General features: G+C 68.5%; 14 protein-coding genes and 3 pseudogenes. 10 read left to right on the plus strand and 7 right to left on the minus strand.

What is annotated here, in order from left to right; genetic code table 11:
- Window positions 1–362: 362 nt before the first annotated feature.
- The 3 genes from ISP_RS28170 to ISP_RS28180 all read right to left on the minus strand — a co-directional run bounded on the left by ISP_RS28170 (window position 363) and on the right by ISP_RS28180 (window position 12,305).
- A complete protein-coding gene (locus ISP_RS28170; RefSeq protein WP_238535560.1) occupies window positions 363–7,289 on the minus strand; it encodes an RHS repeat-associated core domain-containing protein in 6,927 nt (2,308 codons plus the stop codon).
- Window positions 7,290–7,357: 68 nt separating this feature from the next.
- Window positions 7,358–11,572 carry a LamG domain-containing protein gene (locus tag ISP_RS28175; protein ID WP_013227339.1) on the minus strand — a complete coding sequence of 1,405 codons (4,215 nt, stop codon included), beginning with the start codon at window positions 11,570–11,572 and terminating at the stop codon, window positions 7,358–7,360.
- 625 nt (window positions 11,573–12,197) lie between these two features.
- Complete coding sequence (locus ISP_RS28180; RefSeq protein WP_014467275.1) at window positions 12,198–12,305, minus strand: SDR family oxidoreductase; 108 nt, start codon at window positions 12,303–12,305, stop codon at window positions 12,198–12,200.
- 543 nt (window positions 12,306–12,848) lie between these two features.
- On the opposite strand from ISP_RS28180, the gene ISP_RS28185 reads away from it, so the two are divergent.
- The 9 genes and pseudogenes from ISP_RS28185 (at window position 12,849) to ISP_RS28220 (ending at window position 20,323) form a co-directional block, all read left to right on the plus strand.
- On the plus strand, window positions 12,849–13,616 hold the full coding sequence (locus tag ISP_RS28185) for a cytochrome P450 (protein ID WP_014467276.1): 768 nt from the start codon (window positions 12,849–12,851) through the stop codon (window positions 13,614–13,616).
- Window positions 13,597–14,007: pseudogene (locus ISP_RS28190) on the plus strand (phosphotransferase family protein); the annotation flags it as partial. The gene ISP_RS28185 and the pseudogene ISP_RS28190, both read left to right, overlap by 20 nt.
- Before the next feature lie 71 nt (window positions 14,008–14,078).
- The gene (locus ISP_RS28195) at window positions 14,079–14,585 is read left to right on the plus strand and encodes a phosphotransferase (protein ID WP_013227341.1); all 507 of its coding nucleotides are present in this window, start codon (window positions 14,079–14,081) and stop codon (window positions 14,583–14,585) included.
- An 87-nt stretch (window positions 14,586–14,672) separates the two neighbouring features.
- Complete coding sequence (locus ISP_RS28200; RefSeq protein ID WP_230468398.1) at window positions 14,673–15,236, plus strand: VOC family protein; 564 nt, start codon at window positions 14,673–14,675, stop codon at window positions 15,234–15,236.
- Between the two features lie 61 nt (window positions 15,237–15,297).
- Window positions 15,298–16,194 carry a hypothetical protein gene (locus ISP_RS28205; protein ID WP_013227343.1) on the plus strand — a complete coding sequence of 299 codons (897 nt, stop codon included), beginning with the start codon at window positions 15,298–15,300 and terminating at the stop codon, window positions 16,192–16,194.
- Entirely contained in the window at window positions 16,191–17,063 is an 873-nt protein-coding gene (locus tag ISP_RS28210) for an LLM class flavin-dependent oxidoreductase (protein ID WP_013227344.1), read from the plus strand. The genes ISP_RS28205 and ISP_RS28210 overlap by 4 nt, the downstream gene beginning before the upstream one ends.
- Entirely contained in the window at window positions 17,063–17,506 is a 444-nt protein-coding gene (locus ISP_RS48130; protein ID WP_320109506.1) for a gamma-glutamyltransferase, read from the plus strand. Before ISP_RS28210 ends, ISP_RS48130 begins: the two co-directional genes overlap by 1 nt.
- Window positions 17,503–18,564: pseudogene (locus tag ISP_RS48135) on the plus strand (gamma-glutamyltransferase family protein); the annotation flags it as partial. The gene ISP_RS48130 and the pseudogene ISP_RS48135, both read left to right, overlap by 4 nt.
- Before the next feature lie 520 nt (window positions 18,565–19,084).
- Window positions 19,085–20,323 (plus strand): GGDEF domain-containing protein, encoded by a 1,239-nt coding sequence (locus ISP_RS28220; protein WP_013227346.1) that lies wholly within the window; start codon window positions 19,085–19,087, stop codon window positions 20,321–20,323.
- A gap of 329 nt (window positions 20,324–20,652) precedes the next feature.
- Here ISP_RS28220 and ISP_RS28225 read toward each other — a convergent pair whose 3' ends face one another.
- From ISP_RS28225 to ISP_RS48310, 3 genes and pseudogenes are all read right to left on the minus strand, one after another.
- Window positions 20,653–21,318 carry a hypothetical protein gene (locus ISP_RS28225; protein WP_230468399.1) on the minus strand — a complete coding sequence of 222 codons (666 nt, stop codon included), beginning with the start codon at window positions 21,316–21,318 and terminating at the stop codon, window positions 20,653–20,655.
- A gap of 493 nt (window positions 21,319–21,811) precedes the next feature.
- Window positions 21,812–22,318, minus strand: coding sequence for an RICIN domain-containing protein (locus ISP_RS28230; RefSeq protein ID WP_230468400.1), 507 nt, complete (start codon window positions 22,316–22,318; stop codon window positions 21,812–21,814).
- A gap of 268 nt (window positions 22,319–22,586) precedes the next feature.
- Window positions 22,587–22,883, minus strand: a pseudogene (locus ISP_RS48310) (SDR family NAD(P)-dependent oxidoreductase); the annotation flags it as partial.
- Window positions 22,884–22,971: 88 nt separating this feature from the next.
- On the opposite strand from ISP_RS48310, the gene ISP_RS28235 reads away from it, so the two are divergent.
- Window positions 22,972–23,301, plus strand: coding sequence for a hypothetical protein (locus ISP_RS28235; RefSeq protein WP_013227349.1), 330 nt, complete (start codon window positions 22,972–22,974; stop codon window positions 23,299–23,301).
- A gap of 15 nt (window positions 23,302–23,316) precedes the next feature.
- Here ISP_RS28235 and ISP_RS28240 read toward each other — a convergent pair whose 3' ends face one another.
- Window positions 23,317–24,756, minus strand: a complete 1,440-nt coding sequence (locus tag ISP_RS28240; RefSeq protein WP_013227350.1) for an MFS transporter — start codon at window positions 24,754–24,756, stop codon at window positions 23,317–23,319.
- Window positions 24,757–24,891: the final 135 nt, after the last annotated feature.

A 24,891-nucleotide genomic window follows, 5' to 3' on the forward strand; every position in this document is an offset into this window, starting at 1 on the left:
CCAACGACTACGAGAAGTCGCTGCCAGTGGTTGCTTGAACTGTGTAAGCCCCTGTCCACCGTTCGGGGTGAACCTCAGGCATCGTAAAGGCCGGCCGGGAAGGACGTCAATCCTTGAACACCTCAGGCACTGCGGACACCTGCTGATCGAGATTCCAGTCGGCGGGCTTCCACTTGACGTCGAACCACCGTGCGCCAGTCGACAACCACTGAGCGCGCTTCCTCAGGACACTAGATCGACTTATGTCCTCATAGCCGAACTCCGTTCCACAGCACACGCAGATCTCGAAATTCGGCGTGCGACCGTCTGCTCCCCACGGCGGGTCATCCTGCAGGAGACCACACACACGACAGCGAAGATTCTCATTGGGCATTGAAGTAGTCCAGGTTCGTCGGTAAACCATGCGTTGCCGGGTCGGGGACATAGTAAGTCCTGGGGATACCGTCCTGGGTCATGACGCCGAACTCCTGCGTGTTGGGGTCGTACCTGACCACATCACCGCTCGACCTGATCTTGGTCAGCACCCCAGGCCCCGGTCTCCTCAAGAACTCCGTCGCTCTCTCCACGTACTGCTTCGCATTCTGCAGTCCGGGGAAGTCCGACCCGTGCTTCTTCCAATGCTGAAAGGCATTCCCCGGTCCGTTGAATTTCTTCGTCGAGGTCCAGATCGGTCCATTTCCACAGTTGTGGACCAGCACGGGTGTGCTGCCGGCTTCGACGTAGTAGGTATGAACAGCATCGACACTTAGGTTGTAAGTCCGGTCGCCACCGGTGTGGCGATACGTTCCGGCGACGAGTACGGGCGCGTCACCCATAGTCGTCACCTGGTCGCCCGATCGGAGGTCGACAGCAGGCACCCACTCGCGCCTCGCCGCATCCCAGAAGAGGTGATGTGCCGTCGTCGAGACGCTCTCGAAGCCGTGACCCGTGCTCAGGTATACGTCTACGAATTCTCGGTCCGTATCCGTGGTGTGCACTGCCACGACCGGGTGATGTTCCTCGTCACCCTTACCAGGATCCATGTTCGCGATCTGCTCGCCGACGTGGATGTCTGCGATCGACTTGGTGCTCCCGTCAGCCATGAGAACGGGCGTCGATCCGGGGAAGCTGTTACACCCGAAGGCTGCTCGCTCAGCTGCTCCATCACCGGCCGCGGCGCCCGCAGCTCCCTCGCCTGCGGCTGTCTCACCCGCTGCCGCTCCGGCGGCAGACCCCAGGCCCATCGCCCCGAGCAGGAGCAACGATGACAGGTCGTCCATGACCATGTCATTGAATTGCTTCTCGCCCTCGCACTCCTCGAAGTGCTCCACGCAGTACAAAGCCGCAATCACCTTGGCACCGGCCACATCATCGCCGTGTCCCTGGAGGTAGATCCAGGCCTCGTGGCAACCACGCTGGCCGTAACACGCCATCTCGTCGCCGGTACCGGTGGCCGTGTTCCAGAACGGCCGTGGTCCGTCGATCTGCATAGCCAACGAGGACCAGAGGCTGATCAAACGCTGGGGATCGTTGGTGATCGGCGAGTACTTTTTGACGTGTCCGCGGACGACCTCTCGTTGCTTGCTGCAGGCGGAGCCGCGTTTGCAGCCGCTGTTGGCGGCGATGTGGCGGAAGCTGTCGATCGACTGCTGGCTATACCCCCGCTGCTTCATGAAGAAGGCGCGGTTGTCGACGTAGTTGGGGTCCGACATCGCCTCGCCGGTCCCGCACAGGACTCCGTCGGGGCCGCACTCTGCGCCCCACATCATGCCGCTCGGGTCGCTGAACGAGATCGGGCTGTTGTTGCCATAGCTGTAAGCGTTCAACGCCTGCGGATTGCCCGTGTCCAACATCGGATCCGCCGTCAGAAACCGTCCCGACAACGGGTCGTAGTCGCGCGCGCCCAGGTGAGTGAGCCCAGTGGTGTTCTGGTAGCCGCCCACGAAACCGTGCTTGTCCGGCCAGGTCGACGGCGGTGTCCCACGGCTGGTGCCGTAGGGGTCCTGCCAGCGCTTGGTCACCGCGAGATTGCCGGCATCCACCGTGGCATAGGTCGTGCCTTGGTGATCGGAAAGCTTCCAGCTCAAGCCGCCCGACGACGCACGGGTCGCGATGACCTGGCCGTTGTAGCTGTAGAAACGCGTGCCCGAGGCGAAGGTGGCACCGGTAGGCACGAAGAGCTCCATGTCGCCGACCGACAGCGTCGTGCCGCTCGGGTCCTTGGTGATGAGGAGGTTGCCGTCGGCGTCGTAGAGGTAGCTGCTGTCCGCGCCGTTGGCCTCCTTCGCCGTCGCGACCCGGCCCTCGGCGTCGTAGGTGAACGTCTGCGCCGCACCAGCCGGACCACGCGACTCCGTGCTACCCGTCTTCGTATAGCCGTAGCTCGTCTGAGTCGTTCCTGACGAGCCCGTGGTCGTGACAGCCTCGACAGCATGCGGGCGCGAAGCACCCGGAGCCGGGTACGTCGAGGCCGTCGTGATGTCGCCGGACGGCGTGTGCTGGACCTGGGTCTTGCGGTCGCCGGTGTCGTCGAAGGTCCAGGACGTCCAGTACGGTGCTGCACCGTCGGTGCCCGCTGTCGTGGGCTGGGCCGCGCAGTCACCGGAGCCGGGGGTCCAGGCTTCGGTGAGCCGCTGCAGGTAGTCCTGGCGGAAGCACTGGACGTCGCTCTTCGTGCCCGGTGGGGTGTCGGCGATCTTCGTGAGGTTGCCGACCTGGTTGTAGCTGTAGACGCGGTTGGCGATCCAGTAGTCCGACGACGTCGAACGCTGCGCCTGCACCGTCTCGAGCCGGTTGGTGCCGTCGGCGTAGGTGCTGGTGACCGAGACCTGGTAGGGACTCTGGTCGTCGTTGTAGTTGGTCCGCAGGACCTGGCCCAGCGGGTTGTACGCCGTCGACGAGACCAGCTTGGTGAAGTCGCCGGAAGTGTTGACCGCCAGCATCGTCTTCGGAGCGCCGTTGTCGTAGTAGGCGAACGACACTTCCTCGGCCGGGAGACCGCCCTCCTCGGGGGTGTTCATGGTGTGCACGGCGCCCGAGTTCGGGTCGTAGGTGATCCCGAACTGGTAGCTGCCGGAAAGACCCTTGTCGCCGGGCGGGATGGTGACCTTGCTGCCGGTGGGCCGGCCTGCGGTGTCGTAGCCGGTGGTTTCCTTGGTGTAGGCCTTGGTGCCGACGTAGCGGGTGGAGCTGGTGGGCTGCCCGGGAAGCAAGGTGTCGTAGGTCCAGCCGGCGATCTTCGTGCCGGTGAGCGCCGGGCCGTCGTACTCGGCGGTCTTGCGGCCCAGGTTGTCGTAGGTGTAGCTGATCAACCGGTTGCGTGCGTCCGTGGTGGTCAGCAGCCGGCCGGCGGCGTCGTAGGTGAACGTCGTCCGGCCGGTGTCGGGGTCGGTCGAGGCGATCTTGCGGTCCTTCAGGTCGTACTCGAAGGTCCAGACGTTCTTGCCGGTGGTGTCGGTGACCGTGGCCTGCTTGCCGCTGCGGGTGTAGGCGTAGGTCGTCGTGTCGGCCGGTGACCCCGGGGTGTACTTCGTGGGGTCTTTGTACTGCAGGAGCTGGACGGTCTGGCCGAGCCCGTTGGTGATGGTGGTCGACGCGGTGCCACCGGCCGGCGGGATCGTGGTCGTTCGGTCGCCGTCGGGGATGGTCGTGGTGCGCCACTGCTCGACGGCGTGCAGCAGGTAGGCACTGGCCCGCGGGCTGCCCGCGCTGTCGAAGGTCGCCAACGTCGTGTTCGGGACCGACGCGTCATCGGTGACGTACAGCGTCGACGACGGGGCCGCGCTGTTCCAGTAGGCGTTGTGGGTCTTGTACGTCCGCCCCTGCGAGTCGTAGAAGGTGTCGGTGATGATCCGGCCCGGGCCGTCGTCGGCCCGCGGCGCCTGGGTCTGGACAGTGCGGCCGAGACCGTCGACGAGCGTGTACGACGTCGCGTACTGCCCGTTCGCCAGCAGGGTCTGGGTGGTCACGTTGCTGACGCCACCGGCGTTGCGGACGCTGTAGCTGTAGAGGACGTCCGCCGGCGCGTTCGCCGCCTTGCTGTGACCAGGCTTCCACACCGACACCACCCGGCCGAGGGCGTCCTGCGTGGCGTCGGTGCGCAGCCCGCTCGCGTCCTTGCTCGCGACGGTGATGCCGGAGACCGGGTCGAGGTACTTGGTCGAGGTGAACTTGGGTGCGTCTGCGGCGGCGGTGACCGGCGGTGTGGTGGTGTCGACCTGGGTGACCGGGCCGCCCTCGGCCGGGGTGTAGGCCGTCGTGCTGGTCAGCCCGAGTGCGTCGGTGGCGCTGACCGCCCGGCCGTACTTGTCGTACACGGTCGTCGCGGCCGGCGACGTGATCTTCTCCGCACCGCCCACCGGCCAGTCGTCGAGACTGTCGATCTGGGTGATGTTGCCTTCCGAAGGCGCCGCGCCGAAGGCCTGCTTGTCGTAGTAGGTCCGGGTGTCACTGATGATGTTGCCGGGCCCGGGCGGGTTGGCGGTGCCGTCGCAGACCCCGGAGATCTTCTGCACCTGACTGGAAGAGTTCAGCAGCCAGGCGGTGGCGTTTTCCAGATAGGTGGTGAGGGTGCAGCTGGTCTGTTTGGGGTCGCTGGTGTCGCCTTGGGTCTGCACCGCGGTCGCGAGCCCGTACTTGCCGTGGGTGGTGTGCGTGCGCGACACCCGCCACGTGCTCTTCGTGTCCAGCCAGGTCCGGGTCCGGGTCGTGTCGGTATCGGTGTAGGCCGCCGTGCGACCATCTGCGTCGGTCGCCGTCGCGTTCGATACCCACGGCTCGGTCAGGCTGCCACCGACGACCTGGCCGTCGCGGTAGGTGACAGTCTCGCGGGTGAAGCCGGCGACCTCCTGGCGGTCGGTGACCGATTCGTGCCAATTGGGGCTGGTGACCGTCGCGCCTTCCATGCCACGCAGATAGAACGTCTCGGTGGTCACCGGCGGGCCGGACGGGTCACCGCCCGCGGGGCCGAGCCCGGTGGTCGTCTTGACGTCGCCGTAGCCGCGCCACTGCGACCACGTGCGGTACTTCGGGTCCGAGAACGGGTCGTCGTCGTAGTGCCAGGCCGCACCGCCGAGGTAGTCGTAATGAGTGACCTTCGGCTGCGGCTGCTGCGTGGTGTTGGCGTCTTCGATGACGTCCGTGACCCGGAACTTGGTGAAATAGTCCAGCACCGGATCGGTCGCGCCCGGCGGATTCCAGTACACCGGGTAGCACGACAGCGTGTTGTTCTTCAGGTTCGCCGGATCGGGCATCGGGCCGCCGGGTTTGCATTCGGGGTCGGCGTACTTGACGGTGGTCAGGCCGCCCTGAGGGGTGGTGACGGCGTCGATCCGGTTGCGGGTCAGCGCGGTGTACTGGGCACTGGTGTCGACCCGGTTGGCCATCGACTTCGCGTGGAACGTCGTCGCGGGCAGCGTGATCGCCGAGCCGACGGTGTTCGGGCTCGAGATCCTGCCTGTTTCCGTGACGGAGTCCAGCCACAGCGCCGTCTTGTTCCCGTCCGTGGTGGGTGGGAAGGACTGCGCGAGTGCCCATTCGCGGACCGGCTTCCACCCGGCGCCCCCGTCGGAGACCTGGGTGGTGATCTTGGTGTAGCGCTTGCGGGAAAAGAAGGACGGCGAGTTGTACACGCACACCGCGCCCTGGGCGCAGATCGTCTCCGACGGCACATCCGGCCACGACGTCGCCGTTCCCGAATTCAGCTGACCGGGATCACAGGTGATCGTGCCGCTGGGGAAGCACCGTTCGGCCGTGTCGAACAGCACCTGCGCCGGAGCGTGGCTGAAGGTGTCGGCGACCTTGGTGTTGAAGCCGTACTCGATCCTCTGCAGGTAGCCGCTGCGGGTGTACTGCGTGCCGGGGTTGTTCGCGGTGGAGGCGTTGCGGTTGAGCCCGTAGAAGTTCGTCTCGGGCTGGTAGTAGTACGCGATCGCGTTGCCGTGCGGGTCGACGACGTAGTCCAGGTTCCAGCGCCACGCGCGGTTGCACCAGGATGCGGCGTAGGTCGCGGCGTTGCAGGGTTCGTTGGTGTTGTTGCCGAAGACGGGCGCGGTCCAGGTCGACTGGGTCTCCGTCTTGCCGGACGACCAGCCGGGCAAGTGGTTGAGACCGAAGAAGTACTGGACACCGTCGGGCGTGGTGACCTTCCAGTACTCGCCGAACTTGTCACCGTTGGCGCCACCGGTGAGACGTTCGACGCGCGTGCCGTCGTCGTCCTTCGGGTGCCACGTCTGGGTGTTCTTGTCCAGGATCAGATCGCCGTTGGCGCCGGCGAAGGAGATCGTGGCATTGTCGTTGAACCAGCACAGGTCACCGGTCTTGGTCTGCCCGTTGTTGCCGCCCAAGTCCTGGCTGCAGCCCTTGTACCGGCGTTCGATGAACCCACCACCCGACAGGCTCCACCCGTCGCCCACGCCCGAGGCCTGGTTGTTCGTCGCCGACGTCAGCCCGTCCACCGAGCTCGAGGAGTAGTTCAGGCTGACCGACGGAGCGGTTCCGCCGAGCGCAGCGGGCATACCGATCGGGTAGGAGTAGTCGAAGTCCGCCGACGACCCGCCCGCAGACCAGGAGCCGGCCGGTTTGAGGTCGGTCGCGCCGAAGTCGCCGCCACCGCTTTTGGTGTCGGCTTCCGCGGCCACCAGCATCGACGTTGCAGCCTGCTGCTGCCCCAGGGTGACATCGGCCGCGACGTGCCTGGTCTTGGCGTTGTTCTCGGACGAGAGCGGGGTGCCGACGTGGCATTCAGGCTTGTCCGGCGTCGTCAGCAGGCACGAGGGGTACTGCACCAGGTGCAGGCGACCACCGAAATCACCTCCGTAGGCGTCGCCGAACGACCGGTAGTCGACGTCGACGTTCACCGGCCCGCTCGTGTCACCGAACACCGGCTCCACCTTGACCAGCACCCCCTTGATCCCGGCCTTGGCGGCCGCAGCTTGATCCAGGGTGCTGATGCGGACTTTGCCGGGGGTGTGCTGGGCCTCGGTCGCCTTGGCGTGCGAGCGGGCCACCGCGACCGTCTGCCCGGCGGGCGCCTTGGCCGTGGCAGTGTCCGCGGCGAGGTCGACGTCGGCGGTGGCCGCCGCCGGCCAGCTCACCTTCGCCGGCGCGGACGAGCCCCCCGGCGTAGCTGGTTTCGCGCGGAAGCCTCCATCGACGCCATCGACGGAGTGGGTCTGCTGCAGCGGGGGAAGGTCCCAGCCCAGTCCGTGCCAGCCGCCGGCCGCGGCTTCCGCCGCCGCGGTCTGGGCCGAGCCCAGCAGCACGACGGCCATACCGAGCGCCAGTGCTCGTCTGCTTCTGGCGAAGCGCACGAAGCCACGCGAGTGAGTCATGTCTGCCTACCTAGGTGTGGTGGGCGCTCGACGCGCCGAAGCCGGTGCTAGTGGGTCACGCCGAAGAGGTCGCCGGGGTCGTCCTCGCGCTTGTCGAGGTTGATCCGATCGGTGCCGCGGAGGCCGGCGAACACGCGCACGCCGGCAAGACCGCCGTACCAGACATCGCTGCGCCGTCCCGTCCACACCCCGTGGCCGAGAACGAGACCGCCGCTGGAATCCCGGGCCACGACTCCACCGCCGTCGGGCGTGTTGACGTAGAAGTTCTGCTTCACACCGTTCACGTAGAGCGCGATGTAGCCGGTGGCGGCATCGTAGGTAGCGGCCAGATGCGTCCACGTGTTGTCGGCCGCGTAGGCGTCGCTCAACACGATCCGGCTGTCATTGCCGGTCGCGGACGGTGAAATCAGGAAGCTCCACCTGCCGTGCTGGACACCCGATGCGTCGGCCCACGGCCGGTAACCGAGCAGCAGTGGCGAAAACTGGGTGTCGGTCGTGCTGACGACAGCCCGGGGCGAGGGGTCGACCGGGCCGTTCACGGATGCGTCCGACGCGGTCCAGGTGTGCCTGACCCATGCTTCGAACGTGAACGACTTGTCGGTCCGCAAGGTGGCGGGCCTGGTGGTCGCAACTTCGCCGCCGTTGATGGTGAACTGCGCCGCACACGCCGCGGGATTCCCCGCGGCGCCGGTGTCCATGCCCAGGGAAACCCCGTCCGAGGGCGTGCCCGCACTTTGGGTGACGGTGTCGAAGTACCGCAGGCTGTTCATCGCCGCGATCTGGTCGTCGGTGAGGGCGTGCGACCACACCCGGCCCTGGTCGAGCACACCCTTGAACGGGTTCTTCGCCCCGGGTTCGGCGCCGAGCAGCAGCGCCCCGTTCGCTGTCCACGCCGCGGCCACCGTGGCGTCGGCTTCGCGCTTCCCGTTCACCGAGAGCCGGAGGCGCGACGCGGTCTTGTTGAAGGTCGCTGTGAGCAAGGTCCACGTTCCCGCCTGCGGAGCCGAGGTCCCGGTCGCCCACGTCATCGCCGCCGCGGTGTTGTCGGCCGGGGACATCCCGAACGCCCAGCGGTTCGCCGCCTTGTCGTAGCGCAGGACGAAGTTCGCAGTACGGCTTCCTGCCTGCGACAAGACGGTGTGATCGGAGTTGAGATCCGTGGGGTTCACCCACGCCGACACGGTGAACGACCCCACGGTGTTCACCACGGGCCCGGGAGTGGATCCGTAACCGGTCGCGCCGTCGACCTGGAGGCCGCCGCCGTCGTGGCCTGGCACCCAGGAATACCCGCCGGTGAGGGCGAGGGTGTTGCCGTGGCCGGTGCTGTCGGTGGCGGTGTTCCCGCTGGTCTGCCCGAGCGCCCAGCTCGCCTGCAGGGACGGGACGCGCGAGGTCGCGGAGGTCAGCTCCGGTCCGCAGCCTTCGGCGAGCCCGTAGTTCGCGAGCGGCACGGACACCCCGGCCAGGTCATGAACGTCCTGCCCGGACAGGGCCCGCTGCCACACCTGCAAGTCGTCGAGCGACCCGTGGAAGAAGTCGGCGCGGACCCCGGCCCACTTCGCCGCACCCAGCACCGCCGGTCCGGTCGCCGCCCACGGCTGGGCGATCACCGTGCTCTGCTTCGCGCCGTCGACGTAAAGCGTCGCAGCATGGGTCGACGCGTCATACGTGCCCGCCACATGCGTCCACACCCCGATTTGGGCTGGTCCGCTCGAGAAAGCCCAGGCGGCCGCCGGTGTAGCCGAATCCCCTGCCGTGACGCGCAGCGCCCAGGAGCCGGTTTCCTTGTTGTACTGCAGGGCCAGCGCCATCGCCTGGGTGCCGTCTTGGGCGAGGATGGTTTGCGAATGCGTGGTGTCGGTGAGCTTCGCCCAGGCCGCCACCGTGAACGACTTCGACGCGTCGAGCACCTGATCGCCGGCCTCGGCGTAGCCGCTCGTGCCGTCGAGGCTGATCGCGCCCTTCACACCGTCGCTGTAGCCGCTGGTGTCCGGGTGAGTCCAGCTGGTGCCGTGGTTGTAGCCCACACCTCGGGTGACGCCGCCGGACACGGTTGCCGGGTGGGTGGGCAGGGTCGCGTTGTCCGGCGTCGACGAGGCACTGTCGATCAAAGTCGTCCCGGACGGTTCGTCGGCACCCCAGGCCGCGACCAGGTTCTTGCCGGGCGTCAGCGGCTGAACGTGGTAAGAGCAGGACGGCCCGTCCAGCGCCGGGTTGGATTCGGCTAGCACCACGCAGGTGGCGTCCGGGCTGGGCATACCGGCCTTGTTCACCGACTTGACCTTGATCAGGTTCTGGTTGCCGTTGGCCGCCACCACCTTGATCGATGTCGTGGCGACCATCTTGCCGTTCGCGTCGACGCCTTGGGTGGCCGGCGCGGTCGGTGAGCCCTGGGTCTGCGGTTCGGAACCGTCGGTCGTGTAGACGAAGTGGTCGATGTCGTAAAGGTTCTCGGTGGCCATCCCGGTCCACACGGAGAACTCCACCGCATCACCTTGAACCTTCGGGTCGGTCCACGCCGTCATCGCCACCACGGGGGGCGCCGGGACCTTGGTGTCCACGACGAACTCGCAGTTGCCGACCCAGTTCGACCACAGCTCACCGTCGGTGGCCTGCATCGACCAGTTGTAGATGCCGTCTTCGTTGATCCACCCCGGCGGGACAGCGGCCAGCTGAGCGGTCGACTCCTGGTTCGACCCGCCCGTGCCCACCGGCACGAGATTGTCGGCGTTGTCGTGGATGTAGACGTTGTGGCCGAGCTCGCCGTAAGCGAGGGCGAACTTCCCGTAGACGGTGCCACCGTCCGGATCGGACAACCGGCCCGCGATCTGCGGCGTCTTCGTGTACACCCACGGCCGGTCCGGCCCCGACGTGCACGGCAGCGTCCCGTTCTGCATCGACAGAGCCGCCGGCGAGTTCGGAGCGGAGTCGTAGTTCACCGCGAAGTACGGGTTCAGATCAAACCGGCGCCACGCCGCCATCCCGTCGCCCTCGTTGGCGGCCGCGAGCACGAACCACGTGCTCTGCCACCAATTCGCCGCAGCGTCCTTCGCCGCCGACGTCGCCTCGAACACACCCGACACGTCCGGCGCGTCGTGGCAGTTCGCGGTGTTCATGGTGGACACCTGGTAGCTCCAGCCCGGCTGCGCGGCCCACGTCGTGTCCGGTGATGCGGGATTCGACAACCACAACCCGGTCGGCTTCGCGTCCCCATCACACTTGGCGCTGTGCTGGATCTTGGTGTTCAGCGTCGCGCGGTGCACCAGCGTGCCACCGAGCCGCGCACTGTTCATCTGGATGTAGGACCGCGACGTGCCCGCACGGTCGAGGTTCTCGAAACCCGCCTTCAGGTTCGACAAGTCCCCGTCCGTGGCGTTCCAGTTGTGCGCATCCCGGTAGCCGGACTGGACCACCACATGCGCCTGGATCCCGCACGAATCGCACCAGCTGTCCGGGTCCAGCGACACCGGGTACCGGGTGGCCGGATCGGCCAGGAACGCCTGGTCCGGCGTGATGGTCACCTTGTCCCCGCCCAGCGCGACGTCCATCACCGCCTCGCGCCGGCCACCACCCTCACCGAGCTCCCGCTCGGCCGGCGAGCCGTCACCGGAGGAATCCCACATCCGCGAGGCATCGCCGGAGAACACGACCTTCCCGGCCGCGTCCTTGACATCCAGCCCATCGGTCGCGGCTTGGGCCGGCGTGCCCCGTCCCTCCCCTTCCGCAACACTGACAGTGGTGTTGCGGGTGTGCAGACCGAACGGGATCTCGCGCAGCTTCGGGTTCTTCGCCGCCTCGGGCGTCTTGATGACCAGGTTCTGGGTGAATCCCTCGGGAATCGCCTTCACCGTCAGATCAACGCCGGGCAGCACTTCCGCGTAAGTGGCCGTGTCGCCGGTGAGCGTCGGCGTCGGCAGATCGCTCGCCCACTTCAACCCGATCTCTTTGCCGTCCTGCCCCGCCTGCACGATCGGCGCGCCCGCGGAGCCGGTACCACCGCGGTTGAGCTTGACGTCGATCGTGACCGCCTTCGGCCCCACCGACCCATCCGCCCGGCGCACCAACGTGGTGTCGACCGGCGCCCACGCCCCGGCCTGCTTCACCCGCACCGGGTGGACGTACTGCGTCATCGTCCACGAACCATCCGGATTCGCCATGACCTGCGACGTCTCGGTCGTCTCCGACGTCACCTCGACCGGCTTGCCACCCTCACGGGCATACGCGGTCGCCGTGACCTCGTCAGGAGCCGAACCCGGAACCACCCTGGGTGTATCCGCATGAGCCGGCGCGACCGCCACAACAGTCCCGACGCCGACGGCAACGCACACCAAAAGAGCGCGCCAACGCGCACCACGAAAACGCACGAGATCCCCCTCGCCCAAGAGCACCAGCACACAGCCGGGCCCCCGACGAACCCATGATCACCCTGCCAAACCCGCCCAAGATCCGGAATAGGCCATCAGGCGTATAAATCCCACCAAAACCTCCCGCCGAGCCCCCAGATGCGCACCTTGCCGACAAATCGGACAACGTGCGAGAGTGCACCGAGCTGGCAGCCGCGGACACCAACAGCAGATGATCCACCGAAGGACATGCGCCGGGCCCACGGTACGGACCGCACCTGGCACGACAATCGAACGTCCGCTACTGCCGATGGGAGTGAGTCCCGGTGACGGGTCACCGGGACTCACTCCGCCGCTGGTGCGCGGTACGGGCCACACCTCGCGCCATCGGTGTGCGGTGCGTGTCGAAATCCCGGGACGGTGCACGGACGGACCGACAGGATCCACTCCGCAGCCAGGGCAGGGCGTGTCCGCGTTCAGTGACCGCCCGCAAGCACGGCAACCGTCTTCGGCCGTCCGGTGTGGTGAGAGCCGGCCGCAGACATCATCCGACATACGGCGCGATCGCCGTGTAGCCGCCGTCCACGGCCAGCTCCGCGCCGGTCACGAACGAGGCGCGGTCCGACAGCAGCCACGCCGCCGCCTCGGCCACTTCCTCCGGGCGGGCCAGCCGCTTGAGCGCGTTCCACCCGGCGACCCGGTCGCGCTCGCCGGGGACCGAGTCGAGCCACGGCCCGGTCTGCGGGATTTCGGTGACGCCGTATCCGCGGTACGCCGAACTGCAACGCGATCATCCCGTGTTCTGGCACGAGGTGATGCAGTCGTGGGTGGTCACGCGCTATCAGACCTGCCTCGATGTGCTGCGCGACCACCGGCGGTTCGCCATCGACTGGACGCACACCGGCGAGGAGGTCCCCCCGGCCCGGCAGAACCTCCAGTCCCTGGATCCGCCCGATCAAGCACCGTTGCGGAGTTTGATCATGCGGGCGATGCACGCACAGGACATGCCGGCGATCCGGCAGCGGGCCCGCGCACACGTCGATCGGCTGTTCGCCGGTCTTGCCGAGCGCACGTCATTCGACTGGATGCGCGAAGTGGCCGCTCCGGTAGCGCTGTCCGTCACCGCCGACCTGATCGGTGTCGCCGAGCCGGATCTCGACGAATACGTGGCAACTCCGAGGGTCTGGCGCTGCGGATGGACGCCGGGCTGCGTCCGGAGAACGCCGTACCCGGAGACCTTGCGCGCCGGCGGCTCAACGACTTGGCCGACGACTGGTACGCCACTCCCGAGCCCAGCGGATTCCTGCGCAAGGTCCAAGGCGGGGCGGACCGGGTCCACGTGCCGGAGCACTACATCCGCAACAGTGTCGGCCTGATGTTCAACGCCAGCTTCGGCACGGTCTTCGCGGCCGCGGGCAACGTGCTCGACACCCTTCTCCGCCGTCCGGACGCGCTGGCCGCATTGCGGGACCGGCGGCTCCTGGCCACCGGAGTCAACGAACTGGTCCGGTTCGACGGTCCCGCGCAGGGCACCAGCCGGGTGGCGGTGCGTCCGACCGAAATCCACGGTGTGGCGGTCGAGCCGGGCCAGGTGGTGATGACGGCACTCGCCGCGGCGAACCGGGATCCGGAACAATTCCGCGATCCGGACGAATTGGTGCTCGACCGCACTCCCAACCGGCACCTGGGATTCGGCTGGGGTGTTCACGCGTGCGTCGGCTCGGCATTCGGTCAGCTGGCCCTCCAGGAACTGGTCGCGGGACTGCTGGACGCGCCACCACTCCGGCGCACCGGCAGGCCGGTGCGCAGGTCCACGGCAACGGTTCGCTGCATCGCCGAAATGCCGGTCTCGTTCGTCGAAAAAGTCGCCGGCGGGTACGATGCGTTGTCCCGTTCATCGCCGGTCGCCGGACCGATCGACAGCCGAGGTGCTCAGGAAGACCATGGAATACCGGCCCATTGAGCGGAATGCAGGCGACTTCCAGCGGCCGGTGAGCGCCGAGGAGGTCCGCGCCGTCTGCCGCGCCGCTTTCGGCAGAGGCACCGACGTGGTGTCGGCGGTGGAGCTCGGCGACGGCTTCTACAACAACACCTTCAAAGTCGACCTCGGACAAGACCGCCCGGTCATTCTGCGCGTCGCTCCTGAACCCGGGCGGCAGGCCCGCGCGGACCCGGAGCTGATGCGCAACGAATACGCCAGCGTGCCGTACCTGGCACCGGTGGCCGATCTGCTGCCGCGCACCCTCGCCGCCGATTTCACGCACGAGGTGATCGGCCGGGACTACTTGTTCCAAACGCTGCTCGACGGAACATCCGCGTCCTCGGCCTTGGGTTCCTACCCGCAGCCGTCCCGCGGCGCCTTCTACCGCGACCTCGGCCGGATCACCCGGACGATCCACGGAGTGCGGGGCCCGGGTTCGGCCGGGTGGCCGGTCCGCTGCTCGAACGGTGGAGCGACGCGCTGTTCAGCTGGTTCGACCGCGCTGCGGCGGACCTCACCGACAGCGGGCTCGACGCAACGGACATCGCCGAACTGGTCCGGGTCGCCGACCGCAACCGCGCCGTGCTCGACGAGGTTGCGGAGCCGAGGTTGCTGCACGGCGACCTCTGGGTGGGCAACACGATGCTGGCGGACGGGGCCCCGGAGCCGGTCATCACGGGTGTGTTCGACTGCGACCGCACCTGGTGGGGAGACCCGGAAGCGGACTGGCCGATTTACCTGGCCCTGAAAAAGCCGGGCAGCGAGCGAGACGCGTTCTGGTCGAGCTACGGCCCGGTCCGGCGAACCGAGCACGCCCGCTGGCGCGCCATGGTTTACGAGGCCAAGCACGCCACCGCGCTGCTGCTCGAATTCCACCGGTTCGGCTGGGACGAAGAACTCGCCAAGACCTACGAAGAGATCCGCGAACTCACCGCCCGGCTCGCTGACTGAGCCCTTTGCGCAAAGGGCGCCGAACACCAAGAATGGTGTTCGGCGCCTTTTTGCGTCCTCTGTTGAACATCGGCACCGAACCTTACGGTGACTGCTGATGTGGCGATTTCTCGAGCCGCTCGGAAAGTATGCCCCCTCCTCGCCGAGCTGACAGGGGGGTCGAGTATGCCCGGACCGCGAACGCCCGCGCCGGCAGCAGTGCCGGTCTTCCACCACGTCGGGGTGCAGACCGATGACCTGGCCAACAGCTTGGCCTGGTACCGGGACTTCTTCGGTGGTGCGGCGAGCTGGACACTGGACACCTTTTCCGACCTCACCCGGAGCCGCTTGCCCGGCATCGAAAGACTGGTCGAGATCGTCATCGGTGATCTGCGCATCCACCTGTTCCAGCGCCGGGGCAGGAAAGCAAACGCGCCCGGCGAAAGCGCAACGCAGTTCCAACACGTCTGTCTGGCGACGTCGTCATCGGAAGAATTGCGCGAGTGGCGAGAACGCTGGACGACGCTGTATGCCGGCGGCCGGTACCGCTTCGCCGTGCCGAACCAGCCGACCGACGTGGTCACCGATCCCGACGGTTCGCAGAGCTTCTACGCCTACGACGTCAACGGTCTCGAGTTCGAGTTCACCTACCTGCCCGGAGCCTCCCGGTGACCTCTGCCGGGCCGCCGGGATCGTGGCCGGTGAAAAGGTGGACGCCACGAGGGAGAACCCGATGACGACAGCCGTGACCGTGGTCGCGGACCTGCCCACGTCTTCGCACTGGGAGTACGGCGGCTTTCCCTACGGGCTCGAGCCGTTGATCCTCCCCGCGGCGAGCGAGGCCGGGTCGCCCGGTGCGCTGAGCGAGGCCGACCGGCGAGGTTTCGAGAGAACCTGCCTGCTGGTCGACCAGGTGCGGAACGGGGCAGCGTCGATGGGCGGCGAAGCTGGTGATGAGGAAAGCGTGACGTGGTTCCGGTGGATCACCGGTCACCAGGTCAGCTTCGCCGTGTGGCGGCTGATGGCGTGGCTGATGCAGGACCTGGTGGCGGGCCGGGCCGGGCCGGGAACCGGATGGCCCCTGCTGGCCTGCTACGTCCGTGCCTACAGCGCGATGCTGCGCTACACCAGTTCCTGCCCGCGGCGGGTCTACCACGACCTGATCCGTCCCAGCATGTATCGCCAGCACCCCGGGTTCAGCGGTGGCTGGGCCCCGGATTACCGGCTGGTGCGGCGCGTCTTCCGCGGGCAACCCCCGCCCGGGTCGACCGGAGCGGGCAGCGCGGAACTGGCGGCGGCGGTCGCCGACTACCAGGCACTCCACGCCGATGTCGCCGCTCGGCTGGTGCCCGGCGGGCGGTCGTTGCTCCGCGACTCGGTGGCAGCTCGGCACCCCAAGCCGGCGCAGCCCCTGGCGGGTGTGCTGTACGACAACTACTTCGTCACGCTGCGCGCACCGGTCGGCGGCGCGCAGGTCGTGGCACAGCTGCTGCGCAGGTTGCTGGCTGTCGAGCAGGACCTCGCCTGCCGTCCACCGGTGGGAGGCGCCGAACTCGCCGGTGCCGTCTCCGAGCTGGCACGCAACGCCGTCCTGGGCGTGTCGGACCGGCGGCTGGACGTGCCGCGGTGAGCCGGCTGCGCCGGGGCGTGGTCATCCTCCCCGAAGACCGGTGGGAGATCGCCCGGAAGACCTGGCAGCGGGCCGAGGACATGGGCTTCGACCACGCCTGGACCTACGATCACGTGGTCTGGCGGTGGCTTCGCGACAAGCCGTGGTTCGGCGCGGTTCCGACGCTGACCGCCGCGGCCACCGTCACCTCGGCCATTCGCCTGGGTGTGCTGGTGGCGAGCCCCGGTCTGCGCAACCCGGCCGCGTTCGCCAAGGAGATGACGACGATCGACGACATCTCGGGTGGCCGCGCGATGTGCGGAGTCGGCGCGGGGGGCTACGACGCGGACTTGCTGCGCGCCGAGCCCATGAGCTCCGCCGAGCGTGCCGCCCGGTTCGCCGAGTTCGTCGCGGTCACGGCCACCTTGTTGCCGGGCGGCTCGCTGGACCACCGCGGCACCTACTACACCGGTCGCGACCTGGCCTTGGTCCCCGCTTCCGGCATGCCGCTCGCCATTGCCGCCGGGGGACCGCGCGCGATGCGGCTGGCCGCTCGGTACGCCGATGTCTGGGTGACCTCCGGAACGCCCAACGGGTTCGACGCAGTGCCCTACCAAGCGGCCGTCCCCGCGCTGCGTGCGCAGGTCCGCGCGTTGGAGGCGGCGTGTGCCGAGGTCGGCCGGGAGCCCTCGACACTGGACCGGCTCCTGCTCACCGGGGCGTCCGTCGGCGGGGTGCTCGACTCGGCCGAGGCCTTTTCCGACGCCGAAGGCAGGTTCGCCGAACTGGGTTTCACTGATGTCGTCGTGCACTGGCCGCGCCCCGAATTCCCGTTCGAGGGCGATGTCGCGGTGCTCGAGTCGATCGCCGAAAGGAACTCGCCGTGCTGATGCGCCCGGAGACAGCAGGTCCGCGTGGCGCCGTCGCCACCACCCACTGGCCGGCCACCCAGGCCGGCATGGCCGTGCTGGATCGGGGCGGCAACGCGTTCGACGCCGCCGCTGCGGCCGCGTTCGTCCAGCAGGTCGTCGAACCCCACCTCAACGGACCGGGCGGTGACGTGCCGATCATGGTGCACCGCCCGGGTGAGGGCGTCCGGGTGATCTGTGGTCAGGGGCCGATGCCCGCGGCCACCACTCGCGACCGTTTCCGGGACCTGGGCCTGGATTCCGTGCCCGGATCCGGTCTGCTCGCCGCGTGCGTACCGGGTGCGGTGGGTGCCTGGCTGCGGTTGTTGTCGGAATACGGGACCCTGCGGTTGGGGGAAGTGCTGGCCCCCGCTCTGCACTACGCCGAGTACGGTCACCCGCTGCTGCCCAAGGCCGCGAGATGATCGCCGCGCTGGCCCCGCTGTTCCGCACCGAGTGGGCCGAGTCGGGCCGGACCTACCTGCGAGGCGGTGAGCCCCCGGCTCCCCACTCCCGTCTGCGCAACCCGGCACTGGCCACCACTTATCGCAGGCTGGTCGACGAAGCGGGCGACAACGGCACTCGGGAAGCTCAGATCGAGCGGGCGATCACCGCGTTCTACGCCGGATTCGTGGCTGAGGCGATCGACAAGTACTTGGCCACCGCCGAGGTGGCCGACGCCACGGGCCGCCGCAACGGCGGTTTGCTCACGGGCGACGACCTGGCGAACTGGCGAGCCGGGGTGGAAGACCCGGTGAGCCTGGACTACCGCGGCCTCGAGGTGCACAAGCCGGGGCCGTGGTCCCAAGGGCCGGTGTTCCTCCAGCAACTGGCCTTGCTCGGGCCCCTCGACCTGGCGTCCGCCGGCTGGGGCAGTGCTGACCACCTGCACTCGGTCGTCGAGGTGGCCAAACTCGCCTTCGCGGATCGTGAAGCCTGGTACGGCGACCCCGCCCACGCGGACGTGCCGCTGGACACATTGCTGTCCCCGGCTTACAGCGACGACCGCCGGGCCCTGCTCGGCACCGAAGCATCCGGCGTTCTGCGAGCCGGCGCGCCGGAGGGACGCGTTCCTCGGATTCCCGAAGCCACCGGTGAGCCGCTCACCGCCCGCGATCCGTCCTGGCTGACCCAGCTCGACGACGGGATACCCGCGGTCGTCCGGCTCACCCAGGCCAGCGGCGACACCTGCTGCGTCAGCGCCGCCGACGCCACCGGCAACATGGTCGTGGCCACTCCGAGCGGCGGCTGGCTGAAGAGCTCACCCGTCATCCCGGGACTCGGCTTTCCGCTGGGTACCCGTGGCCAGATAGCGTGGCTCCTCGACGGCCACCCCAACTCACTGGCTCCGGGAAAACGTCCCCGTACCACGTTGAGCCCCACACTCGTCCTCCGCGACGGGCGGCCGCACTTGGCGTTCGGCACACCCGGCGGTGACCAGCAGGACCAGTGGACGCTGAACTTCTTCCTGAACCACGTCGACTTCGGAATGTCGCCACAAGCGGCCGTCGAAGCGATCACGTTCCACACCGACCACCCACCATCCTCGTTCACCCCGCGTCGCGCCAGGCCGCTGGCTTTGGTGACCGAACCAGGTCTGGACCCGGCGTGCTGGGAGAGCTCCGGCGACGCGGCCATGAAATCGACCTGGTGGCTCCCTACTCGCTCGGCAAGGTATGTGCGACCGCGTTCGCCGAAGACGGCCTCGTACAAGCGGCGGCCAGCCCACGGGGACAACAGGCCCACGCCGCCGCGTTCTGACCGGGTTTCGCGAACGGGCGCACCGAGCCGAGTGCGGCGCCGGCCGACGCGGGAGCCGCCACTGGGAGTTCTCCGCGAAATCCCTTGGTCAGCTCCGTTCGGGGCCCCCGGTGGTCACCCGGATGACGCACGACCGGGCGAGGACATCCGGTTACAGTTGAATATTCCGTTCCGGGGAGGGAGGGCGGCGCGTCGTGGAGCGGACGTCGTCACGCGTTCGGGGATCCCCGTTACGTGCGCTGTTGTCGCTCCCCCGCGACCTGGTGGTCTACGTCTGCGTCGTCGTCGGCCTGACTGTGACCGTGGTTGCTGCCACCGCGGCCACCACCCCGGTGCGCGACACGGACTGGGCGTGGCTGGGACTGCTGCTGGCCTGCGCGATCGCCCACCTGGAGCTCGCCCGGGGAACCGCGAGGATCCGCGAGCTGCCCGAGGGCACGCCCTACACCCACCTGCAGTCCGCCTGGTACATCGCCGGGCTGCTCCTGCTGCCCCTGCCGCTGCAGGTCATCCTCATCGCCGTCACCTTCGCCTACGAATGGGTCCGAGTCTTCGCCCGCCGCCCCCCGGTGCACCGGAAAGTGTTCTCCGCCTCGACAGTGGTGCTCGGCGTGGCCGGGGCGACGCTCGCGCTGTCGGCGTTCTACCCGGCCGCCGCGGCGCCCTACATCACCGTGCTCGACGGGCCGCGCGGCGTGGCCGCGATCGTGCTGGCCGGCGCCATCTACCGGCTTGTCAACTACGGCCTGGTCGTCATCGCGATCATGATGGACCACCGCGACCTGCCCGCCCACCACGTGCTCGGCCCGGCCAGCGACCACCTGATCATCGCCGCCGCGATCGCCCTCGGCTACGTCTACGCCCTGGTCGCGGTCACCCGGCCGTGGACGCTGGTGATCGTGCTGGTCCTCGTCATCGGCCTGCACATGGGACTGCTGCTGCCCCAGTTCCAGCACGCCGCCCGCACCGACGGGCGCACCCAGCTCGCCGACGCGACCTGGTGGCGCGAAGTTGCCGAGCGCGAACTCGACCGCGCCCGCCGCTTCGGCGACCACGTCGGCATCCTGCTGCTGGACCTCGACCACTTCAAGGAGGTCAACGACCGGTTCGGGCACCTGGCCGGCGACGCCGTACTGCGCGCCGTGGCCGACGCCGTCCAAGGCTGCCTGCGCGGCCACGGCCAGGACCTGGCCGGCCGCTGGGGCGGCGAGGAGTTCGTGATCCTGCTCCCCGGCCTCGACCCGGCGGCGCTCACCGCGGTCGCCGAACGGGTCCGCGCCGCCATCGCCGCGATCACCGTGCCCGCCATCGACCGCCACACCGGCGCGAACGCCATGATCACCTTGACCGCCTCCGTCGGCGCCGCCGCGTTCCCCGGCCACGGCCGCGACCTCACCGCTCTGCTGCTGGCCGTCGACGACGCGGTCTACCGCGCCAAAGACCGCGGCCGCGACCAGACCGTCACCGCCCAGGCCCGCTGACCGCGGCCAGCAGTATTCGCCACCAGCGGGTTGGTGACCACGCCCGGCTTGTCTTCTTCCTCAACCGCATGGCTGAGGAAGAAAGGTGGGCGAAAGCACCGAGCAGCTCAACGGGGTGTTCGCGACGTTGGCCGACCCGCCGTGCCCTGGTGGCCCGGCTCAAGGACCATCACTGGGACGCCGGCCACAACCACCACCGCGGGATGTTGCTGCCGCTGCCGTACGAGATCAGGAGGACCACCAACGCGAGGCATGGAACTACCCACGGCGAAGGTGGCCCACCGGCCTGCGGTTGCACCGGCCGGCGGGCCACCCGGATGGTTCTCCGGTCAAACCACCGTGGCTTTCAGTTCCTCTGCGTAGAACTCGACTTCGAAGGTCGTCGTGGACACGGTGAAACCTGATCGTCCCGTTCCGGCGGCGGTCCAATGGCCGATGCCGAAGAGGAGGGCGTGTCCGTAGCCCGGGTCGACACCGGTGGGCAGGTACGGCTCGATGCGGAGCACCTCGACCTCGCCGAACTCCAGCGAGATCATCCGGCGGCTGCCCGGTCCCTCCGACACGAAGTCGAACGCGATCGCCATGTGCCGCTCGCCGGGGATGAACCTGATGCACACGACATGCGCTTCATTGCGCAGGTCGATGTCACCGACACCGGCCACGGTGAAGTCGATCTGCCCGGAGACGTGGCCGAACGGCTGGACCCCGGTGAACCTCACCGTCATTCGCGCTTCCCTCCCGATGTCGTGGCGGTCGTCACCGGAGGTGCCGGTAGACCCGGGCGAGGTCGCGCCACCACATGCTCGAAACCGGCCGTTCTTCCCTCGCCCGCTCGGCGCGCGGTGATTGCTCGCCTGCGTGAACTTGTGCGGCGTGGGAATCCACTTCTTCACCGACTTCTCGTAGTGTGCCTTACCCGCCAGATCGTATTTCGTCCACCCGCGAGAGTGCGCGATCTCCACGCGGTGCTTGGTCCCGTTCATCGTCTTGGCCATCCACTTCCCGACCCGCGCCTTCGCCGCGTAGTTCGAAGAAATGACGGCCGCCGGAGCGCGTGACTGTTATGGCACGTCCGACCGTCTCGCTGCAGGTACCACGGCATCCTTTCCGTGGAGTCAAATCCACCTAACCCCGTATCCCCGCCCCCGCGGCAGCCAGCACGGATCGTGCGAGCGATGCCCGCAGGATTGCGTTGCCGATCTACTGGAACGCTTGATTGGGACGCCCTGCCACGGATAGTCCCCTGGGAACGACTGAAGGGCGGCGGCCTCTACTCGGCGGTGACACGGACCGGCTGCGAGTCCCCCCGCGGTACGCCGGGCGGCAAACCGGGCGCCGTCAGGAGGCGTCCTCATGCGACTGATCTCGCTCCACCCCGGGCCACCGCACCCTGGTCCGCCGGCCGCCGCGGACGTTCTGCTCGGCGGGTTCGCGCGCAGCGTCCGGGACAGGCCCGACGCGGCCGTTTGGACGGGGTGTGGCGTTCGCTCACGCCGGTGTCAGCTGCCATTGCTGGTTGGGTCCGTTGTTGGCCGACCACTGGACGACCTGCGCGCCGCCGGTGGCCGCTCGGCCGTACACGTCCGCGACCAAGCCACTGTCGTGGCCGGCGATGGTGTAATAGCCGTCGCCGGTGGGGCACAGGTACCACTGCTGGTTGGTGCCGCCGTCGGCGGACCACTGCCACAACTGCAGGCCGACGGTGGCGGCGGAACCGTTGACGTCGAGGGCTTTACCGCTGGCGGTATACCGCAAGGTGTAGGCGTCACCTTGGACGGTGCCGACGGTCCAGGCCGCGGTCCCGGTCTGCTGGACCGCCTCGGCGCCGTCGGCCGTGGAGTTGCCGGCGATCGCCAGCGGCTTGCCGCTGTTGCGGTTGACGATGCGGTACGTGCCCGGCACCGGACCGGTGCTCGAGCCACCCAGCGTGAAGTACTCCACCGCGTCGCCGAACACGGCCGTACCGGCCTCGGTGGTCGACAGAACGAGGTACACCCGCGAACCTGCGGCCGGGGCGGTGAACGACACGGGCTGGGCCACCCGCGAGCCCAGCGAGGAGCCGGAGCGTGGGAAGCGTCCGGGCGGTCGTGCCGGCGGTGCGCCGTAGTTTCGGATTTCGGTCGGTCGCCGCCGCGACGATCACCTTGGCGACGACGGCGGGGTCGTCGCCGCTGCTGAGGTTCTTCGCCAGCAGCTTGTCGTAGTTGCGCCGTCCCGCCGCGTAGAGCGGCATGGGGGTGTCGGCCTCGACGCTGTGGCCTGCGAACGGGGTGTTGATCAAGCCGGGCTCGACGAGCAGGATCCGGACGCCGTGCTCGCGGACCTCGTGGTCCAGCGACTGGGAGTAGCCCTCGACCGCGTGCTTGACCGAGACATAGAGGGTCATGAACGGGCTGGGGACGAACCCGCTGAGGGACGAGACGTTGATGATGCGTCCCTGCCGCTGCCCCCGCATATGCGGCAAGACCGCCTTGGTCATCCGCATGACGCCGTAGACGTTGATGTCGAAGATGTCCTGCGTCTGGGCAAGCCAAACCACACTTCTCCCCCACCCGACCACAGCGACGGATTCCGGTTCGCCTTCTACGGCCGAACCTCGACCACCCGCCGATCAAGACCGCGTGTCGTCACAAGGCTGGCAGCGCGACATGGCCAACGGCATCGTCGCCGTGTACTTCGACGCCGGCACCTCACGCCGCGTCCCATGGACACAACGACCGCACGCCGCGCGGCTCATGGCCGAGATTGCCGGATCAGACAAGACAATCGATGCGATCGTGGTCGGCGAGTACGAACGTGCCTTCACCGGCAGCCAGTTCGCCACCCTCTACGCCTGGTGCACCCGCCACGGCATCCAGCTGTGGCTACCCGAAACAGGAGGCCCGGTCGATCTCGCCGACCGCGATCATCGGGCGCTGAGGCGAAGCGGGCCGACAGACCGTACCGGCCGGGCGGCGGCGCCGGTGAGTGGCTGCTGATCAAGAACTGATCCGTCAGTGCGGCCGCGCCACCGCCGTCAGGTTCCCGCGGCCGGCCCGCCTCAACAGCACGAAGGCGAGCACCGCACCGGCCACTCCGAACCCGGCGCAGGCGGCCAAGCCCGCGTGGAACCCGGCGAGCGCGCCGGCCGAGGCCGGCATCGCCGCGATGATCGTCGAGACCACGGCGACCCCGAGCGCCCCGCCCACCTGGAACGCGGCCACGTTGACCCCGGACGCGATGCCCGCGTCGGCCGGGGTGACGCCGGTCAAGGCCGCCGCCGCCAGCGTGACCGAGGCGCTGCCGAGTCCGAGGCCGAACAGGAGCAGCCCCGGGAACACCGTCGTCAGGTACCCGGCGTCGGGCGAGATGCGGACCAGCAGGGCACTGCCGGTCGCGAGCAGCACGAAGGCGGCGATGGACACGCGGCGCAGCAGGGGCCGCGCCAGTGCCTTTTGCGTGGCGTACGCGCCGACGACACAGGCGATCGGCATCACCGACTGGCTGAGGCCGAACCGGATCGGCGTGTAGCCCAGCACGCCCAGGGAATACTGCGTGAGCACGACGGACATGCCGTAAACGAGCATCGCGATCAGGATCGTCAGCACGTTGCCACCGAGCACGGTGGGCGACCGGAACAGCCGCGCGGGCAGCATCGGGGCCGCCGACCGCCGGTCGACCGCGATCGTGACCGCGGTCAGGACCACGAAGACCGCCGCGACGCCGAGGACGGGGAAACTGGTCCACCCGCGTCCGGGCGCCTCGACCAGCACGTACACGAGCAGCCCGAGCGCGGCGGTGCTGAGAACCGCGCCCGCGACGCCGAGCGTGCGGTGCGCCGAGGCGCTCCGGCTTTCGCGCAGCAGCACCGGGCTCAGCACCAGCATGAGCAGCGCCACCGGCACGTTGACGAAGAACAGCGACGGCCAGCCGAACCAGCCGAGCAGCGCCCCGCCGAGCAGCAGGCCGATCGTGGCCCCGATCGCGGCGATGGCCGCCCACCCGGCCAAGGCCCGGTTCCGTTCGCGGCCTTCCGGGAACATGTCGGTGAGGATCGCCAGTGCCGTCGGAGCCATCAGCGCGGCCGAAACGCCGTGCAGCGCCCGCGCGACCAGCAGCACCGGACCTGCCGTGGCGAGCGCGGAGAGCACGGACACGACGAGGAACAGCGCGGTGCCGAGCATGAACACCCTGCGACGCCCGATCAGGTCGGCGATCCGGCCGCCCAGCAGGAGCAGCCCCCCGAAGGTGAGCAGGTTGCCGGACAGGATCCACTGCGCCTCGACCGGCGACAGCCCCAGATCCGCGGCCATGAGCGGAACACCCATGACCACGCTCTGGGCGTCGAGGATCACCATGAAGTTGGCGGTGCAGAGCAGGACGAGCGCGGCCCACCGGCGGGGATCCGCGGGCCGAGCGTCCAAGTCCGGCCGCATCGATTCTGCGAGAGTCATCCGCGCTCCTTGTGCCGATCCGACTCGCGTGCGCCCTGACCGTACGAATCAGTAGGCGGTCGGCTCTTCTCCCCGGATGCGCAAATGATCGCGGATCTGGTGCCCGGTCCGACGGCCGTGGCTCCTCCCGCCGCG

The sequence above is a fragment of the Amycolatopsis mediterranei genome (assembly GCF_026017845.1).
GTDB classification, from domain to species: Bacteria; Actinomycetota; Actinomycetes; order Mycobacteriales; family Pseudonocardiaceae; genus Amycolatopsis; species Amycolatopsis mediterranei.

Bases quoted from the DNA above. Each gene is read 5' to 3' on its own strand.
- ISP_RS28185 (WP_014467276.1), top strand. From the start codon at position 12,849: ATGGACGCCGGGCTGCGTCCGGAGAACGCCGTACCCGGAGACCTTGCG.
- ISP_RS28205 (WP_013227343.1), top strand. From the start codon at position 15,298: ATGACGACAGCCGTGACCGTGGTCGCGGACCTGCCCACGTCTTCGCAC.
- ISP_RS48130 (WP_320109506.1), top strand. From the start codon at position 17,063: ATGCGCCCGGAGACAGCAGGTCCGCGTGGCGCCGTCGCCACCACCCAC.
- ISP_RS28225 (WP_230468399.1), bottom strand. From the start codon at position 21,318: ATGGCCAAGACGATGAACGGGACCAAGCACCGCGTGGAGATCGCGCAC.
- ISP_RS28235 (WP_013227349.1), top strand. From the start codon at position 22,972: ATGGCCAACGGCATCGTCGCCGTGTACTTCGACGCCGGCACCTCACGC.
- ISP_RS28240 (WP_013227350.1), bottom strand. From the start codon at position 24,756: ATGACTCTCGCAGAATCGATGCGGCCGGACTTGGACGCTCGGCCCGCG.